The sequence below is a fragment of the Pseudolabrys sp. genome, assembly GCF_050250095.1.
GTDB lineage: Bacteria > Pseudomonadota > Alphaproteobacteria > Rhizobiales > Xanthobacteraceae > Pseudolabrys.
The window spans coordinates 810,853-827,343 of sequence record NZ_JBFWPH010000001.1 but is presented as its reverse complement, the minus strand read 5'-3'; the positions used below and the strand labels follow the sequence as shown (position 1 = coordinate 827,343).

General features: G+C 62.8%; 12 protein-coding genes and 3 tRNA genes. 2 read left to right on the top strand and 13 right to left on the bottom strand.

Annotation, left to right across the window (positions count from 1 at the left end; all coding sequences use genetic code 11):
- Positions 1-17 precede the first annotated feature (17 nt).
- From rpsG to AB7F10_RS04005, 13 genes are all read right to left on the bottom strand, one after another.
- Positions 18-488, bottom strand: a complete 471-nt coding sequence (gene rpsG / locus AB7F10_RS04065; RefSeq protein WP_428557555.1) for a 30S ribosomal protein S7 — start codon at positions 486-488, stop codon at positions 18-20.
- A gap of 11 nt (positions 489-499) precedes the next feature.
- The gene (gene rpsL / locus AB7F10_RS04060) at positions 500-871 is read right to left on the bottom strand and encodes a 30S ribosomal protein S12 (protein WP_428557556.1); all 372 of its coding nucleotides are present in this window, start codon (positions 869-871) and stop codon (positions 500-502) included.
- Positions 872-1,379: 508 nt separating this feature from the next.
- Entirely contained in the window at positions 1,380-2,162 is a 783-nt protein-coding gene (locus tag AB7F10_RS04055; RefSeq protein WP_428557557.1) for a hypothetical protein, read from the bottom strand.
- A gap of 165 nt (positions 2,163-2,327) precedes the next feature.
- Positions 2,328-6,569: a DNA-directed RNA polymerase subunit beta' gene (gene rpoC / locus AB7F10_RS04050; RefSeq protein ID WP_428557558.1), complete on the bottom strand. Its 4,242-nt coding sequence runs from the start codon at positions 6,567-6,569 to the stop codon at positions 2,328-2,330.
- Positions 6,570-6,732: 163 nt separating this feature from the next.
- Positions 6,733-10,854 carry a DNA-directed RNA polymerase subunit beta gene (gene rpoB / locus AB7F10_RS04045; protein ID WP_428557559.1) on the bottom strand — a complete coding sequence of 1,374 codons (4,122 nt, stop codon included), beginning with the start codon at positions 10,852-10,854 and terminating at the stop codon, positions 6,733-6,735.
- A gap of 325 nt (positions 10,855-11,179) precedes the next feature.
- Positions 11,180-11,557 carry a 50S ribosomal protein L7/L12 gene (gene rplL / locus AB7F10_RS04040; protein ID WP_428557560.1) on the bottom strand — a complete coding sequence of 126 codons (378 nt, stop codon included), beginning with the start codon at positions 11,555-11,557 and terminating at the stop codon, positions 11,180-11,182.
- 47 nt (positions 11,558-11,604) lie between these two features.
- Positions 11,605-12,123, bottom strand: a complete 519-nt coding sequence (gene rplJ / locus AB7F10_RS04035; RefSeq protein ID WP_428557561.1) for a 50S ribosomal protein L10 — start codon at positions 12,121-12,123, stop codon at positions 11,605-11,607.
- 583 nt (positions 12,124-12,706) lie between these two features.
- On the bottom strand, positions 12,707-13,417 hold the full coding sequence (gene rplA / locus AB7F10_RS04030) for a 50S ribosomal protein L1 (RefSeq protein ID WP_428557562.1): 711 nt from the start codon (positions 13,415-13,417) through the stop codon (positions 12,707-12,709).
- Positions 13,418-13,422: 5 nt separating this feature from the next.
- Positions 13,423-13,851, bottom strand: coding sequence for a 50S ribosomal protein L11 (rplK, locus tag AB7F10_RS04025; RefSeq protein WP_428557563.1), 429 nt, complete (start codon positions 13,849-13,851; stop codon positions 13,423-13,425).
- 140 nt (positions 13,852-13,991) lie between these two features.
- The gene (gene nusG, locus AB7F10_RS04020; protein ID WP_428557564.1) at positions 13,992-14,546 is read right to left on the bottom strand and encodes a transcription termination/antitermination protein NusG; all 555 of its coding nucleotides are present in this window, start codon (positions 14,544-14,546) and stop codon (positions 13,992-13,994) included.
- Between the two features lie 31 nt (positions 14,547-14,577).
- Positions 14,578-14,775: a preprotein translocase subunit SecE gene (secE, locus tag AB7F10_RS04015; protein ID WP_428557565.1), complete on the bottom strand. Its 198-nt coding sequence runs from the start codon at positions 14,773-14,775 to the stop codon at positions 14,578-14,580.
- 205 nt (positions 14,776-14,980) lie between these two features.
- Positions 14,981-15,056, bottom strand: a tRNA-Trp gene (locus AB7F10_RS04010).
- Positions 15,057-15,120: 64 nt separating this feature from the next.
- A tRNA-Gly gene (locus tag AB7F10_RS04005) sits at positions 15,121-15,194 on the bottom strand.
- Positions 15,195-15,461: 267 nt separating this feature from the next.
- On the opposite strand from AB7F10_RS04005, the gene AB7F10_RS04000 reads away from it, so the two are divergent.
- Positions 15,462-15,546 (top strand) — tRNA-Tyr (locus AB7F10_RS04000).
- A 22-nt stretch (positions 15,547-15,568) separates the two neighbouring features.
- The gene (rlmB, locus tag AB7F10_RS03995) at positions 15,569-16,408 is read left to right on the top strand and encodes a 23S rRNA (guanosine(2251)-2'-O)-methyltransferase RlmB (protein WP_428557566.1); all 840 of its coding nucleotides are present in this window, start codon (positions 15,569-15,571) and stop codon (positions 16,406-16,408) included.
- Positions 16,409-16,491: the final 83 nt, after the last annotated feature.

Genomic DNA, 16,491 nt, shown 5'->3' with positions numbered 1-16,491 from the left:
GTTTTTTTGACGACGCGTTACCAGCGATAGTGCGAGAAGGCGCGGTTGGCTTCCGCCATCTTGTGCGTGTCTTCGCGCTTCTTGACGGCATTTCCCCGATTGTTCGACGCATCGAGCAGCTCCGCCGAGAGCCGCTCCATCATCGTTTTTTCGTTGCGCTCGCGCGCGGCAGAGATGATCCAGCGCAGACCGAGCGCCTGACGGCGCGAGGTGCGCACTTCGACCGGAACCTGGTAGGTGGCGCCGCCGACACGGCGGGAGCGCACTTCGATGGTCGGCATCACGTTGTCGAGCGCCTGCTGGAAGACGTTGAGCGGGCTCTGCTTGGTCTTGCCCTCGATCATGTCGAAGGCGCCGTAGACGATCGACTCGGCCGCCGACTTCTTGCCGGCATACATGATCGAGTTCATCAGCTTGGTGACCACGACGTTCCCGAACTTCGGATCGGGAAGAATTTCGCGCTTGTCGGCGGAATGGCGGCGGGACATGTCGTGACCCCTTACTTCGGACGCTTCGCGCCGTATTTCGAACGGCGCTGTTTGCGATTCTTGACGCCCTGCGTGTCGAGCACGCCGCGCAGGATGTGATAGCGAACGCCCGGCAGATCCTTCACGCGGCCGCCGCGGATCATCACCACCGAGTGCTCCTGCAGGTTATGCCCCTCACCCGGGATGTAACCGATCACTTCGAAACCGTTGGTCAGACGAACCTTCGCCACCTTGCGCAGCGCCGAGTTCGGCTTCTTCGGCGTCGTCGTATAGACGCGGGTGCAGACGCCACGCTTCTGCGGGGAGTTCTGCAAAGCCGGAGCGGTGTTGCGCGCCTTGAGCGGCTTGCGCGGCTGGGCAATCAACTGGTTGATCGTCGGCATCTTTCGCCTTCGTGACCTTCGTTGCGGGCATCTCGCCCTTGAATTCCACCCGGCCTTCCGGCCCGGCATTTTTCACGCGGGAAATTTTTCCCACGCGCAAAACGGAATTGCGCCATCCGCCGCAGTCCTGCGGGGGCGCTTCTTCCGTTCAAACGTCCACCGGGCGTTCGCCCGCCCTGCGGCCGTCACTTTGACTCTGACAATCGGGTGTCAGCGGCAGCGTCTGAGCGTCTTTCGTCGAGGACAATGCGCCGGTAACTTATTAATATTATTGAGAATATCAGGCCACCGGGCGGCCGTTCCGAACAAGCGACGCTCACCGCCTGCCGAAAAGTGAGGCGTATGTATCGGCGGTTGGGCGGGGTGTCAAGCGCGAAAAGCCCCGAAAATCGCGGGTTTCCGGCAGGTCCCGGCGGCCGGCCCGGCCGCTTCGGGAATCATGGCAAACGGCCGCTAGTCCTCATGGTCAACAATCTAGCTTTCTAAGAAGCTGGAGCGAGCAGCCAGATCAAATGCAACCCAAACGCGCAACTTGGTCGAGGATTTGAGTTCGCGCAAGGTCTAATGTCTGGGCATTTGTCTTAGGTGACAGATTTTCGCGAGCCTTGCGTCCTACGAAATAAGCAATCCGTTCTGCGTTGGCTCCGCTCGGATGAGGCAGCCCTGCGATAACACGCTCACTTACCAAACAACCTTTCCCGACCAAATGCTCCAATGCGGTCGTAGCGACAGGTCCAAGCGGTATCCAAACTGCCGTCGGCAGCGCCACAGTCTCCTCACAAAGACATACCTCAACCAGCTCTCGCAAAATCTGGACAGCAGCTATTGACGGTTGACCGCTGTAATTTTTGCCGTTCACAAAAACTGGATATCGAAGCGCTGAGGTAAAATGCACCAGATCGTTATTTTCCGCCCAAAGCGTACCCGTCGACGCAACACCGATTGATCTATTAAGTCCGACATAGTCGAGCATCTCAATCAAATTTGTTCGCATTGGGCCGGAAAACGACGCATGAGTTTTTGCGAGTCTCAGCACCTCATCGTCAGACTTTCCGCCAAGCAAATGACGGCGCGCTTCGGCCAAAGCATTGCTCGCCTGCTGGGCTCCAGGTGTGATGCCAACAATGGCAATCTTCGCGGAACGCTCGATATGCTCAAATGGAGAATATGAGATTACAACGTTGCCACTTTGATCAATTCGAAGCTTTCCTTGCAGCATCGGATCACTGCGTATCTCGCTTTCATCGGCTGATTTAATTACGGAAGAAAATCTTCTGAAGAACTCCGACATCTTTTTCCTCAACCATATGCAAACTCGATATGAGATTAAAAATTAGTTTCTTAGGATTGCAAATGGCACTTTTTGCCATGGCCCGCCATAAAATCCCATGACGCGATAAGCAAAAAGGCCGCCCCATTTTGGAGCGGCCTTTCCGCATGTCGTTGGACCGGAGCCTTACTCGGCCGGCGGCAGCGCCGGGGTCTCGGCCTCGACGGCCGGCGGCTGCTCGGCCGCGGCCTTCTCGGCCGCCTGGGCCGCGACCTTGGCGGCTTCCTTGGCGCGTTCCTCGAGGATGAGGCTGTCGCGCTTGGTCGCCACCTCGCGGAGTTGGTTCATCATGGCGCCGGTGCCCGCCGGGATCAGGCGGCCGACGATGACGTTCTCCTTGAGACCCTCGAGCGAGTCCGCCTTGCCGTTGACAGCGGCTTCGGTGAGGACGCGCGTGGTCTCCTGGAAGGACGCCGCCGAGATGAACGAGCGGGTCTGCAGCGAGGCCTTGGTGATGCCGAGCAGGACCGGATGCGCCGTCGCCGGCTTCTTGCCCTCCTCGACCGCCTTGGCATTGATCTCATCGAACTCGATGCGATCCATCTGCTCGCCCTGCAGCAACTCGGTCTCGCCGGCGTCGTCGACCTCGATCTTCTGCAGCATCTGGCGAACGATCACCTCGATGTGCTTGTCGTTGATCTGCACGCCCTGCAGCCGGTAGACCTCCTGGATCTCGTTGGTGAGGTAGGACGCAAGTTCCTCCACGCCCTTGATCGCCAGGATGTCGTGCGGCGCCGGATTGCCGTCGACGATGTAGTCGCCCTTCTCGATGACGTCGCCATCCTGAAGATGGATGTGCTTGCCCTTCGGAACGAGGTACTCGCGCGGCTCCTCGCCCTTGTCGGCCGGCTCAATGCTGATGCGGCGCTTGTTCTTGTAGTCCTTGCCGAACCGCACCGTGCCGCCGATCTCGGCGATGACGGCGGACTCCTTCGGACGACGCGCCTCGAACAGCTCCGCCACCCGCGGCAGACCGCCGGTGATGTCGCGCGTCTTGGCGCTTTCCGTCGGGATACGCGCGATGACGTCGCCCGCCTGGATCGTTGAGCCCGGCTCGACCGAGATAATGGCGTCGACCGCGAGCAGATAGCGCGCGTCGCCGCCACGGCTGAGCTTGAGCACCTTGCCGTCCTTCGACTTGATGACGATCGACGGGCGCAGGTCCGCCTGGTTACGGGACGAGCCCGTGCGCCAGTCGATAACCACGCGCTTGCCGATGCCGGTCGACTCGTCGAGCGATTCCGACATCGAGATGCCGTCGACCAGATCCTCGAAGCCGACAATGCCCTCGGCCTCGGTGAGGATCGGACGGGTGTAGGGATCCCACTCGGCGATGCGCTGGCCGCGCTTGATCTTCTCGCCGTCGGCAACCTTCAGCCGCGCGCCGTACGGGACGCGGTGATGCGCCCGCTCGGTGCCGTCCGGATCGAGCACCGAAACCACCATGTTGCGGACCATGACGACGACGTCCTTGTCCGAATTGGTGGCGATGCCCTTGGCCTTGAACTTCACCGTGCCGTCGAAATTCGACTCGATGAAGGACTGCTCGGAGATCTGCGCCGCGCCGCCGATGTGGAACGTGCGCATGGTGAGCTGCGTGCCCGGCTCGCCGATCGACTGGGCGGCGATGACGCCGACCGCCTCGCCGATGTTGACCGGAGTGCCGCGGGCGAGATCGCGCCCGTAGCAGGCGCCGCAGACGCCGTTGGTCAGTTCGCAGGTCAGCACGGAGCGGATCTTCAGCTCCTGCACGCCGGCCTGCACGATCGCGTCGACCTCGGGCTCGCCCAAGAGCGTGCCCTTCTTCATCACGATCTTGTTGCTGTTCGGGTCACGCACGTCTTCGGCCGTGGTGCGGCCGAGGATACGCGTCGCGAGCGAGGCAACGACCGTGCCGGCGTCGATGATGGCGCGGACCTTGATGCCGGCCGATGTGCCGCAATCGAACTGCGTGATGATGCAGTCCTGCGCCACGTCGACCAGGCGGCGGGTCAGATAGCCCGAGTTCGCGGTCTTCAAGGCGGTGTCGGCCAGACCCTTGCGGGCGCCGTGCGTGGAGTTGAAGTACTCCATCACCGACAGGCCTTCCTTGAAGTTCGAGATGATCGGCGTCTCGATGATCGAGCCGTCGGGCTTGGCCATCAGGCCGCGCATGCCGGCAAGCTGACGCATCTGCGCGGGCGAACCGCGCGCGCCGGAATGCGCCATCATGTAGATCGAGTTGATCTGCTCGTCGCGACCGGCCTTGTCCTTCTTGACCGACGAAATCTCCTTCATCATCGCGTCGGCGATGGCCTCGGTGCACTTCGACCAGGCGTCGACCACCTTGTTGTACTTCTCGCCCTGGGTGATGAGGCCGTCGTTGTACTGCTGCTCGAATTCCTTGGCGAGCTCGCGCGTCTTGTCGACGATGCCCCACTTCGTGCCAGGCACCACCATGTCGTCCTTGCCGAACGAGATGCCGGCCTTGAACGCGTGATAGAAGCCGAGCGCCATGATGCGATCGCAGAAAATCACCGTCTCCTTCTGGCCGCAGTGGCGATAGACCGTATCGATCATCCCCGAGATTTCACGCTTGGTCATCAGCTTGTTGACGACGTCGTAGGGGGTCTTGGCGTTCTTCGGCAGCACGTTGCCGAGCATCACGCGGCCGGGCGTGGTCTCATAGACCTTGCGGATCGTCTCGCCCGCCTCGTTGAGACCTTCCCAGCGGTACTTGATCTTGGTGTGCAGCGTCACCGCCTTCTGGTGCAGCGCATGCTCGATCTCCGCCATGTCGGCGAACACCTTGCCCTCGCCCGGCTGACCTTCGCGCATCTGCGTGAGGTAGTAGAGGCCGAGCACGATGTCCTGCGACGGCACGATGATCGGCGAGCCGTTCGCGGGATGCAGGATGTTGTTGGTCGACATCATCAGGACGCGCGCTTCGAGCTGCGCCTCGAGCGACAGCGGAACGTGCACGGCCATCTGGTCGCCGTCGAAGTCGGCGTTGAACGCGGCGCAGACCAGCGGGTGAAGCTGGATCGCCTTGCCCTCGATCAGCACCGGCTCGAAGGCCTGAATGCCGAGACGGTGCAGCGTCGGCGCGCGGTTCAGCAACACCGGATGCTCGCGGATCACCTCGTCGAGGATGTCCCAAACCTCGGGCTTCTCCTTCTCGACGAGCTTCTTCGCCTGCTTCACGGTGGTGGACAGGCCCTTGGCGTCGAGCCGCGAATAGATGAACGGCTTGAACAGCTCGAGCGCCATCTTCTTCGGCAGGCCGCACTGGTGCAGCTTGAGTTCTGGACCGACCACGATCACCGAACGGCCCGAATAATCGACGCGCTTGCCGAGCAGGTTCTGGCGGAACCGGCCCTGCTTGCCCTTGAGCATGTCGGCGAGCGACTTCAGCGGGCGCTTGTTGGCGCCGGTGATGACGCGGCCGCGGCGGCCGTTGTCGAACAGCGCATCGACCGCTTCCTGAAGCATGCGCTTTTCGTTGCGGATGATGATGTCCGGCGCGCGCAGCTCGATCAGCCGCTTCAGGCGGTTGTTGCGGTTGATGACGCGGCGATAGAGGTCGTTGAGGTCCGACGTCGCGAAGCGGCCGCCGTCGAGCGGGACGAGCGGACGCAGATCCGGCGGGATCACCGGAACGACGGTCAGGATCATCCACTCCGGACGGTTGCCGGAGGCGATGAAGGCCTCGATCAGCTTCAGGCGCTTGGCGGCCTTCTTCTTCTTGATGTCGCTGTCGGTCTCCGCGATCTCGTTGCGCAGATCGACCTGCAGCTTCTGCAGGTCGATGCCCTTGAGCATCTCGCGGATCGCTTCCGCGCCGATCGTGGCGGTGAAGCTGTCGCCGCCGTATTCCTCCTGCGCCTTGAGGTATTCCTCCTCGGACAGCAGCTGACGGTCCTTGAGCGGGGTCAGGCCCGGCTCAAGCACGACGTAGTATTCGAAATAGAGGATGCGCTCGAGATCCTTCAGCGTCATGTCGAGCAAGAGACCAATGCGGCTCGGCAGCGACTTCAGGAACCAGATGTGCGCGACGGGCGCGGCCAGCTCGATATGGCCCATGCGCTCGCGCCGCACGCGGGAGAGCGTCACTTCGACCGAACACTTTTCGCAGATGATGCCCTTGTACTTCATCCGCTTGTACTTGCCGCACAGGCACTCGTAGTCCTTGATCGGCCCGAAGATGCGCGCGCAGAACAGGCCGTCGCGCTCGGGCTTGAAGGTGCGGTAGTTGATGGTCTCCGGCTTTTTGATTTCGCCGTAGGACCACGACAGGATCTTTTCCGGGCTCGCGATGGAAATCCGGATCTGGTCGAAGACCTGGGCCGGAACCTGCGGGCTGAAAAGATTGGTGATTTCCTGGTTCATTCGCATTCTCCTTGACCGCCTCGACGGTCGATATTCTCTCCGCTGTCATGCCCCGCGAAGGCGGGGCATCCAGTAATCACCGCCGCTGCGGGTTACTGGATCGTCCGCCTTCGCGGACGATGACACCCAGTGGGAGCGGCGCACCCGTCGCTCCCCTCTCAATTCACTCGGCCGCCTCCGGCGTCGCTTCGCCGGACTTCTGCTGCTTGGAATTGTGCAGGTCGACGTTGAGGCCGAGCGAGCGCATTTCCTTGACCAGCACGTTGAAGCTTTCGGGAATGCCGGCTTCGAACGTATCGTCGCCGCGCACGATGGCCTCGTAGACCTTGGTGCGGCCGGCGACGTCGTCCGACTTCACCGTCAGCATTTCCTGCAGCGTGTAAGCCGCGCCATAGGCCTCGAGCGCCCACACTTCCATTTCGCCGAAGCGCTGGCCGCCGAACTGAGCCTTGCCGCCGAGCGGCTGCTGGGTGACCAGCGAGTACGGGCCGATCGAACGGGCGTGGATCTTGTCGTCCACCAGATGGTGCAGCTTCAGGATGTAGATGTAGCCGACCGTGACCTTGCGATCGAAGGGATCGCCGGTGCGCCCGTCATAGACGGTGGACTGACCGGACGGGTTCATCCCGGCAAGGTTCAACATCTCTTCGATGTCGCTTTCCTTGGCGCCGTCGAACACCGGCGTCGCAATCGGCACGCCGTGGCGTAGATTGCCGCCGAGCTCGACCAGCTCGTCCTCGCTGAGCGACTTGATGGTCTCCTCGTCGCCGTAGACCTTGCGGAGCATGTCCTTCAGAAGCTTCGGATCCTGCTTCGCATTGTAGGCGTCGACCGCTTGCCCGATCTTGAGACCGAGGCCGGCGCAAGCCCAGCCAAGATGCGTCTCGAGAATCTGACCGACGTTCATGCGGCTCGGCACGCCGAGCGGATTGAGCACGACGTCGACCGGTGTGCCGTCTTCCATGAACGGCATGTCTTCCGCCGGCACGATCTTCGACACGACACCCTTGTTGCCGTGACGGCCGGCCATCTTGTCGCCGGGCTGGATCTTGCGCTTCACCGCGACGAAGACCTTGACCATCTTCATCACGCCGGGCGGGAGTTCGTCGCCGCGCTGCAGCTTCTCGACCTTGTCGAGGAAGCGCTGCTCGAGCAGCTTCTTGGACTCGTCGTACTGTTTGCGGATCGCCTCGATCTCCGACATCAGCTTGTCGTTCGGCGAAGCGAACTGCCACCACTGCGAGCGCGGATACTCCTCGAGCACCGCACGGGTGATCTTGGAGTCCTTCTTGAAGCCCTTCGGCCCCGCGACGCCCTGGCGGCCTTCCAGCATTTCAGCCAGACGGCCGTAGACGTTGCGGTCGAGGATCGCCTGCTCGTCGTCGCGGTCCTTGGCCAGGCGTTCGATCTCCTCGCGCTCGATGGCGAGCGCGCGCTCGTCCTTCTCGACGCCGTGACGGTTGAACACGCGCACTTCGACGACCGTGCCCTGCACACCCGGGGGCACGCGGAGCGAGGTATCGCGCACGTCCGAGGCCTTCTCGCCGAAGATGGCGCGCAGAAGCTTTTCTTCCGGCGTCATCGGGCTTTCGCCCTTCGGCGTGATCTTGCCGACGAGAATGTCGCCGGCGTGGACCTCGGCGCCGATATAGACGATGCCCGCTTCGTCGAGGTTCTTGAGCGCTTCTTCCGAGACGTTCGGGATGTCGCGGGTGATTTCTTCCGGACCCAGTTTGGTGTCGCGGGCCATCACCTCGAACTCCTCGATGTGGATCGAGGTGAAGACGTCGTCCTTCACGATGCGTTCGGAGAGAAGGATCGAGTCCTCGAAGTTGTAGCCGTTCCACGGCATGAACGCGACGAGCACGTTGCGGCCGAGCGCGAGCTCGCCGAGGTCGGTCGAGGGACCGTCCGCGATGATGTCGCCCTTGTTGACCCGGTCACCCACCTTCACCAGCGGACGCTGGTTGATGCAGGTGTTCTGGTTCGAGCGCTGGTACTTCATCAGCCGGTAGATATCGACGCCGGGCTTGGTCGGGTCCATTTCTTCCGTGGCGCGGATGACGATACGGGTGGCGTCGACCTGATCGACGATGCCCGAGCGGCGCGCGCCGATGGCGGCGCCCGAGTCACGCGCGACGACGCCTTCCATGCCGGTGCCGACGAACGGCGCCTCGGCGCGAACCAGCGGCACCGCCTGGCGCTGCATGTTCGAGCCCATCAGCGCGCGGTTCGCGTCGTCGTTCTCGAGGAACGGAATCAACGCGGCGGCGACCGAGACGAGCTGCTTCGGCGACACGTCCATGAAGTCGACCTTGTCGGCCGGGACGAGATGCACGTCGCCCGACTGGCGGCAGACGACCAGTTCTTCGGTGAAGCGGCCCTTGGCGTCGATCGTGGCGTTCGCCTGAGCGACGGTGTAGCGGCTCTCCTCCATCGCCGAGAGGTACTGCACCTCGTCGGTGACGCGGCCTTCCTTCACCTTGCGGTACGGCGTCTCGACGAAGCCGTACTTGTTCACCCGCGCATAGGTCGCGAGCGAGTTGATGAGGCCGATGTTCGGGCCTTCCGGCGTCTCGATCGGGCAGATACGGCCGTAATGCGTCGGGTGCACGTCGCGCACCTCGAAGCCGGCGCGCTCGCGCGTCAGACCGCCCGGGCCAAGCGCCGACAGGCGGCGCTTGTGGGTGATCTCGCTGAGCGGATTCGTCTGGTCCATGAACTGCGAGAGCTGCGAGGAGCCGAAGAACTCGCGCACCGCGGCAGCCGCGGGCTTCGCGTTGATCAGATCCTGCGGCATCACGGTGTCGATATCGACCGACGACATGCGCTCCTTGATCGCGCGCTCCATACGCAGGAGGCCGATGCGGTACTGGTTCTCCATCAGCTCGCCGACCGACCGGACGCGGCGGTTGCCGAGATGGTCGATGTCGTCGATGTCGCCCTTGCCGTCACGCAGATCGACCAGCGTGCGGATGACGGAGATGATGTCGTCCTTGCGCAGCACCCGCATGGTGTCGGGCGCGTCGAGGTCGAGGCGCATGTTCATCTTGACGCGGCCGACCGCGGAAAGATCGTAACGCTCCGGATCGAAGAACAGCGAACGGAACATCGCCTCGGCGGTGTCGACCGTCGGCGGCTCGCCCGGACGCATGACGCGGTAGATGTCGAACAGCGCATCCTCGCGCGACATGTTCTTGTCGACCGAGAGCGTGTTGCGGATGTAGGGACCGACATTGACGTGGTCGATGTCGAGCAGCGGCAGTTCCTTGTAGCCGGCCTCGATCAGAACCTTGAGGTTCTTCTCGTCGAGCTCCTGGCCGGCCTCGACGAAGATTTCGCCGGTCTTCGGATTGACGAGATCTTCCGCGATGTAGTGACCGATCAGTTCCTCGTCGGTCATGCGCAGCGCCTTGAGCCCCTTCTCCTGGAGCTGGCGGGCCTGACGAACGGTGAGCTTCTTGCCGGCCTCGACCACCACCTTGCCGGTGTCGGCGTCGACGAGGTCGTTGATCGCCTTGTAGCCCTTGAGGCGGTTGGCGTCGAAGGGAACGCGCCAAGCGTCCTTCACGCGCTTGTAGTTGATGTGCTTGTAGAACGTCGCGAGGATCGTCTCGCCGTCGAGGCCGAGCGCGTACAAGAGCGACGTCACCGGAATCTTGCGGCGGCGGTCGATGCGCGCATAGACGATGTCCTTGGCGTCGAACTCGATGTCGAGCCACGAACCGCGATACGGAATGATGCGGGCGGCGAACAGGAGCTTGCCCGAGGAATGCGTCTTGCCCTTGTCGTGATCGAAGAACACGCCGGGCGAACGGTGCATCTGCGAGACGATGACGCGCTCGGTGCCGTTGACGATGAAGGTGCCGTTGTTGGTCATGAGCGGAATGTCGCCCATGTAGACATCCTGCTCCTTGATGTCCTTGACCGACTTCGCGCCCGTCTCTTCATCGACATCGAACACGATGAGGCGCAGCGTCACCTTGAGCGGCGCAGCGAAGGTCATGCCGCGCTGGCGGCACTCGTCGACGTCGTATTTCGGCGGTTCGAATTCGTACTTCACGAATTCGAGCATCGAAGAGCCGGAGAAGTCCGAAATCGGGAACACCGATTTGAAGACCGCCTGCAGGCCCTCGTCGGGGCGGCCGCCTTCCGGCGGCGTCACCAGCAGAAACTGGTCATAAGATGCCTTCTGAACCTCGATGAGGTTCGGCATCTCCGCGACTTCCTGGATTTTTCCGAAAAACTTCCGAACGCGCTTGCGACCGGTAAACGTCTGCGCCATCGTTCCTCTCTCGATTCGAAGCCTCGATTCCCGCGAGCCTTGGGCCGCAGGATCACCGGGCAACGTGGCGCCTCTCCGCACAGCCACAATCCATCGTGGCCATCAGGACAAGCGTCGCCATGCCCTCATCTCTAGAATTCTGTCGCCGGTAATATCCGGCTCTCTTATGTGATTCGGACGCCGATCCGAACCGCCGCACTCTTCACAATTTCTTGGCCTTCTTGTCCAAAAGGCCCCCGCGGAGCCTTTTCAGGCCAAAACACGGGATATCGGGGCGGAAGCCCCGGGCGCCCAGCGCCCGGGGTTCCCTATATGTAGGTCGCTCTTACTTAAGCTCAACCTTGGCGCCGACCTTCTCGAGAGTGGCCTTGATCTTGTCGGCCTCTTCCTTGTTGGCGCCTTCCTTGACGGTCTTGGGCGCGCCCTCGACCAGGTCCTTGGCCTCCTTGAGGCCGAGGCCGGTGAGCGCACGGACTTCCTTGATGACCTCGATCTTCTTGTCGCCGGCCGAGGCCAGGACAACGGTGAACTCGGTCTTTTCTTCCGCAGCGGCAGCGCCGCCGCCGGCGCCCGGAGCAGCGGCGACAGCCACCGCAGCCGCGGCGGACACGCCCCACTTCTCTTCGAGCATCTTCGCAAGCTCAGCCGCCTCGAGGACGGTGAGGCTCGAGAGGTCGTCGACGATCTTCTGAAGGTCAGCCATTTTACTACCCTTTAAGTCCTATTGGTTCGAACCAGTTGATGTTGGCGTCACGCCGCAGCGTCTTTGGAGGCATAGGCCGAAACCACGCGGGCGACCTTCGCGGCCGGCGCATTGGCAAGCTGCGCGATCTTGGTCGCCGGGGCCTGAACGAGGCCGACGATCTTCGCACGCAGTTCATCAAGCGACGGCAGCGACGCGAGCGACTTGACGCCGTTCGGGTCGAGCGCGGTCTTGCCCATCGCACCGCCAAGGATGACGAACTGTTCGTTCGCCTTGGCGAAGTCGATGGCGACCTTGGGCGCGGCCACCGGGTCGCCCGAATAGGCGAGCACGGTCGGTCCCTTGAGCAGGGACTCAAGAGAAGCCACGTCCGTATCCTTCAGAGCAATTTTGGCGAGACGGTTTTTCGCGACCTTCACCTTGGCCCCGACTGCCCGCATCTGCTGACGCAGCGTCGACATCTGGGCCACGGTGAGACCGCTGTAGTGCGCCACGACGACGACCGCCGAGGATTTGAAAACCCCGTTCAGCTCGTTGATGGCGTCCTGCTTAGCCGCTCGTTCCACTTGCCAAGCTCTTTCGGTTTGGCGGTTCGCCGCTCATTCGCGGGAGCCGCCGGTTTCAACCAGCCATCCCGCATCGCTTCTCGCGAACCGGGGCAGGACGGCGTTTCGCTCAGAGCCTGCCCTCCGAACGGACCTTGCGGCCGCGCGGATCATCGAGGTTCGAACCAATAGGACCCTTGCCGTCTCCGGCATGAGCCAGTCTCGGTCGTCAGCCCCGTCTGTGCTGGCCCCGGTTTTCATGCCCGACCTTGCTGACGCAAGGCGCGGGGATCGGGTTCAAGCCTCGGCTCACGCCTCGGCACCGGCAGTCTCGGACAGGTTGGCCAGTCCGGTTGCCCGGTCCAGCCTCGCATTCCAGCCACAGCAGTCATCAGTCCCTTCCCCTCAGACGAATGATCCAAAAGGGAATTAAGAGCCTGATACACCACCTGTTTTTGGAGCGCGAAAAGACGTGCCGACAAATGGGCCGGCACGCCCTGTAGGGCCTATCTAGCCCTCCCGGCCGGCTTTGCCAAGGATTTTCTCAAGGAAAACCCATTTCCCGAGGAAACCCTGGCAAGGCCGTTAGGCCGGGAATTCAGTGTCAGTTGGCGGCGCCGGTGCCGAACAGCGAGCCGGTATCCACCTTCACGCCCGGCCCCATCGTCGAGGACACCGCGACGCGGTTGATGTAGTGGCCCTTGGCGCCCGGCGGTTTGGCCTTCTGCACGGCATCCGCGAAAGCCTTGATGTTCTCGACCAGCTTGTCTTCCGAGAACGAGGCCTTGCCGACGCCGGCCTGGACGATGCCGGCCTTTTCGGCGCGGAACTCGACCGAGCCGCCCTTGGCGCCCTTGACCGCGCCGGCGACATCCATCGTCACGGTGCCGACCTTCGGGTTCGGCATGATGCCGCGCGGGCCGAGCACCTTACCGAGACGGCCGACCAGCGGCATCATGTCCGGGGTGGCGATGCAGCGATCGAAGTCGATCTGGCCGCCCTGGACCTTCTCGACGAGATCTTCCGCGCCGACGACATCGGCGCCCGCGGCCTTGGCTTCCTCAGCCTTGGCGCCGCGCGCGAACACGCCGACGCGCAGCGTGCGGCCGGAGCCGTTCGGCAGCGTGACGACGCCACGGACCATCTGGTCGGCATGGGTCGGATCGATGCCGAGATTCATCGCGATCTCGATCGTCTCGTCGAACTTGGCCTTGGCGCGCGCCTTGACCATCTTGACGGCCTCTTCGATCGAATAGGCCTTGCTCGCGTCGACGCCTTCGCGGATCGACTTGGTGCGTTTTCCGAGATTTGCCATGACCGTTACTCCACCACCTCGAGGCCCATCGAACGGGCGGAGCCTTCGATCATCTTCATCGCCGCTTCGACGTCGTTGGCGTTCAGATCCTTCATCTTCTGTTCGGCGATCTCGCGGACCTGCTTCCTGGTGACCTTGCCAGCCTTGTCGCGGCCGGGATTCTTCGAACCGCTCTGCAGGTTCGCCGCCTTCTTGAGGAAGTGCGACACCGGCGGCGTCTTCAGTTCGAAGGTGAAGGAACGATCCTGATAGATCGTGATCGTCACCGGGATCGGCGCGTTCTTCTCGAGCTTCTGCGTCTGCGCGTTGAACGCCTTGCAGAACTCCATGATGTTGAGACCCCGCTGGCCCAGCGCCGGGCCGATTGGCGGCGACGGGTTGGCGGCGCCCGCGGGCACCTGCAATTTCAGGAAACCTGTAATCTTCTTTGCCATCTCTCTATCTCCATCGCGAGCCGGATCATCCCGGCCCTGACTTGGTGGTTCGGATCTCGACGGCTGGCGGCCGCCTCACCTTCCACCCTTCATCCCCGCGCCCCGTCATGAGGCGCGAGAAACCCTATAAACCCTACAATTTACAACTTCTCGACCTGGCCGAATTCCAGTTCGACCGGCGTGGCGCGGCCGAAGATCGACACCGCGACCTTCACGCGCGAGCGCGCCTCGTCGACTTCCTCGACGACGCCGTTGAACGAGGCGAACGGGCCGTCGGCCACGCGCACCTGCTCGCCGATGTCGAAGGAGATCGACGGCTTCGGCCGGTCGACGCCCTCCTGCACCTGCTGAAGAATATGCTGGGCCTCGGATTCCGAGATCGGCATCGGCTTCTTGTCGGAGCCGAGAAAGCCGGTGACCTTCGGCGTGTTCTTGATGAGGTGATAGACGTCGTCGGTGAGGTCCATCTTCACCAGCACGTAGCCGGGGAAGAACTTGCGCTCGGTCTCGACCTTGCGGCCGCGGCGCGCCTCGGTGACCTTCTCTTTCGGCACCAGGACTTCGTCGATGAGTTCGGAAAGGCCGCGCTGCTTGGCCTGATCGCGGATCGACTCCGCGACCTTGTTCTCGAAATTCGAATAAGCGTGAACGATATACCAACGCTTCGGTTTGGTGGTGACTGCCGTATCGTTCATGTCCGTCTCTGTATCGTTCCCTTGAAACCCGTCAGCCCGCGACGCCGAGCACGAACGTCACAACGATGCGGATGATCTGATCCGCCAGCAGAAAGAAGATCGACGCAACGGCGACCATCACGAACACCATCGCGGTGGTGATCATGGTCTCCTTGCGGGTCGGCCAAGTGACCTTGGCGGTCTCCTCGCGCACTTCCTGCAGAAACTTGAACGGTGACACTTTCGCCATGACCGATCCAAACCGACTGTCGAACCAAACAGGTTTCGCCGTTCCCAACCTTACCGATTGAGACCGACGATGCGGGCCCTTTTTGGGAGATTAAGACGCCGCGGAAATCCGCCGAGCGGGCCGCGAACGTGGCGCTTAAGTACTGTCCCGCCCGCCTCCCGTCAAGCCGAGAGCGCAGAAAGACAGTTAAATCAGGGCTTTCCGCTGGCAGGAGTGGCAGGACTCGAACCTGCAACCCCCGGTTTTGGAGACCGGTGCTCTAGCCATTGAGCTACACTCCTAAGCGGCCGGCGCTTCTATATCGGCTGCGGCGAGCCACGTCACCATCGGAAATCGCGGGAAGACTGGAGCGGGTGAAGGGAATCGAACCCTCGTCATCAGCTTGGAAGGCTGTTGCTCTACCATTGAGCTACACCCGCGCCGTGATTTCAGGGAATAAGGCCGCCAGCGCCGCTTCGCAACATCGGCCCGATGGCGGCAACAGAAATTCCTGAAATGGAGTTGGAACCGGCCTTGCCTAATCCGTTTCCGGCAGAACAGCCTCAAAGTTCACCTCAAACTCGCCCGAAGGACACTCTCCATCGCGTTGACGTTGACTTGGCCTGCCCGGCTCCCCATAAAGCGCCGCATCCCGTTGGCTTGACGACCAAATGTCCTGTTTCCGGACCGGCGTCACGCGGCGTGAAGGGAGAGTGTCCCGAGCGGCAAAGGGGGCGGACTGTAAATCCGCTGGCTATGCCTTCGTAGGTTCGAGTCCTACCTCTCCCACCATTCTGCTCTGTGCCAGGCATCGATGCCCACAAAACCGCCCCGCAACCGGCCGCACCCCGGCGCAAAGCCCGGCGCAACGCGCGAGCAGACCGAACGCCGCGAGCGCTTCGAACGCGCGCGCCGCGACAGCCTGCGGCCCGATGCCGCCGACGGCCCCACCGTCCTGTATGGCTGGCACACGGTCGCGGCGGCGCTGCAAAACCCGGCGCGCCGGCTGCGCAAGCTGCTGGTCACCGAGAACGCCGCGCACCGGCTCACCGAGGACGGCATCACGCCGGCGATCAAGCCGGAGATCGTGCGGCCCTCGGCGATCGCCGAACGCCTGCTGCCGGACGCCGTCCACCAGGGACTCTATCTCGAAGCCGACGCGCTGCCCTCCCCGGCGATCGAACACCTCGCCGCGTCCGGCGTCGTGCTGGTGCTCGACCAGATCACCGACCCGCACAATGTCGGGGCGATCTTCCGTTCGGCGGCCGCGTTCAACGCCGCCGCGATCGTGACGACGCAGCGCCATAGCCCGGACGCGACCGGCGCGCTGGCGAAGGCGGCATCCGGCGCGCTCGAGCATGTGCCGTTCGTCAACGTGCAGAACCTCGCGCGCGCGATGGAGGAATTGCGCCAGCGCGGCTTCATGCTGGTCGGCCTCGACAGCGACGGCAACAAGGACATTGCCGACCTGACGTTGCGCGCGCCGCTCGCGCTGGTGCTCGGCGCCGAAGGCAAGGGATTGCGGCAGCTCACGCGCGAGACCTGCGACCACGTCGCGCGCATCGAGGTGCCGGGCGCGATCACGAGCCTCAACGTCTCCAACGCCGCCGCCGTCTGCCTTTACATCGCGACCCGCGCCATCGCCCCGCGATAGAGGTTTTCGTCGCAGCCGAAAACAAAACGGCGGGGTGTTGCCCCGCCGTTTCGCCCACAACCGACGCTTCAGCAGCCAAACCG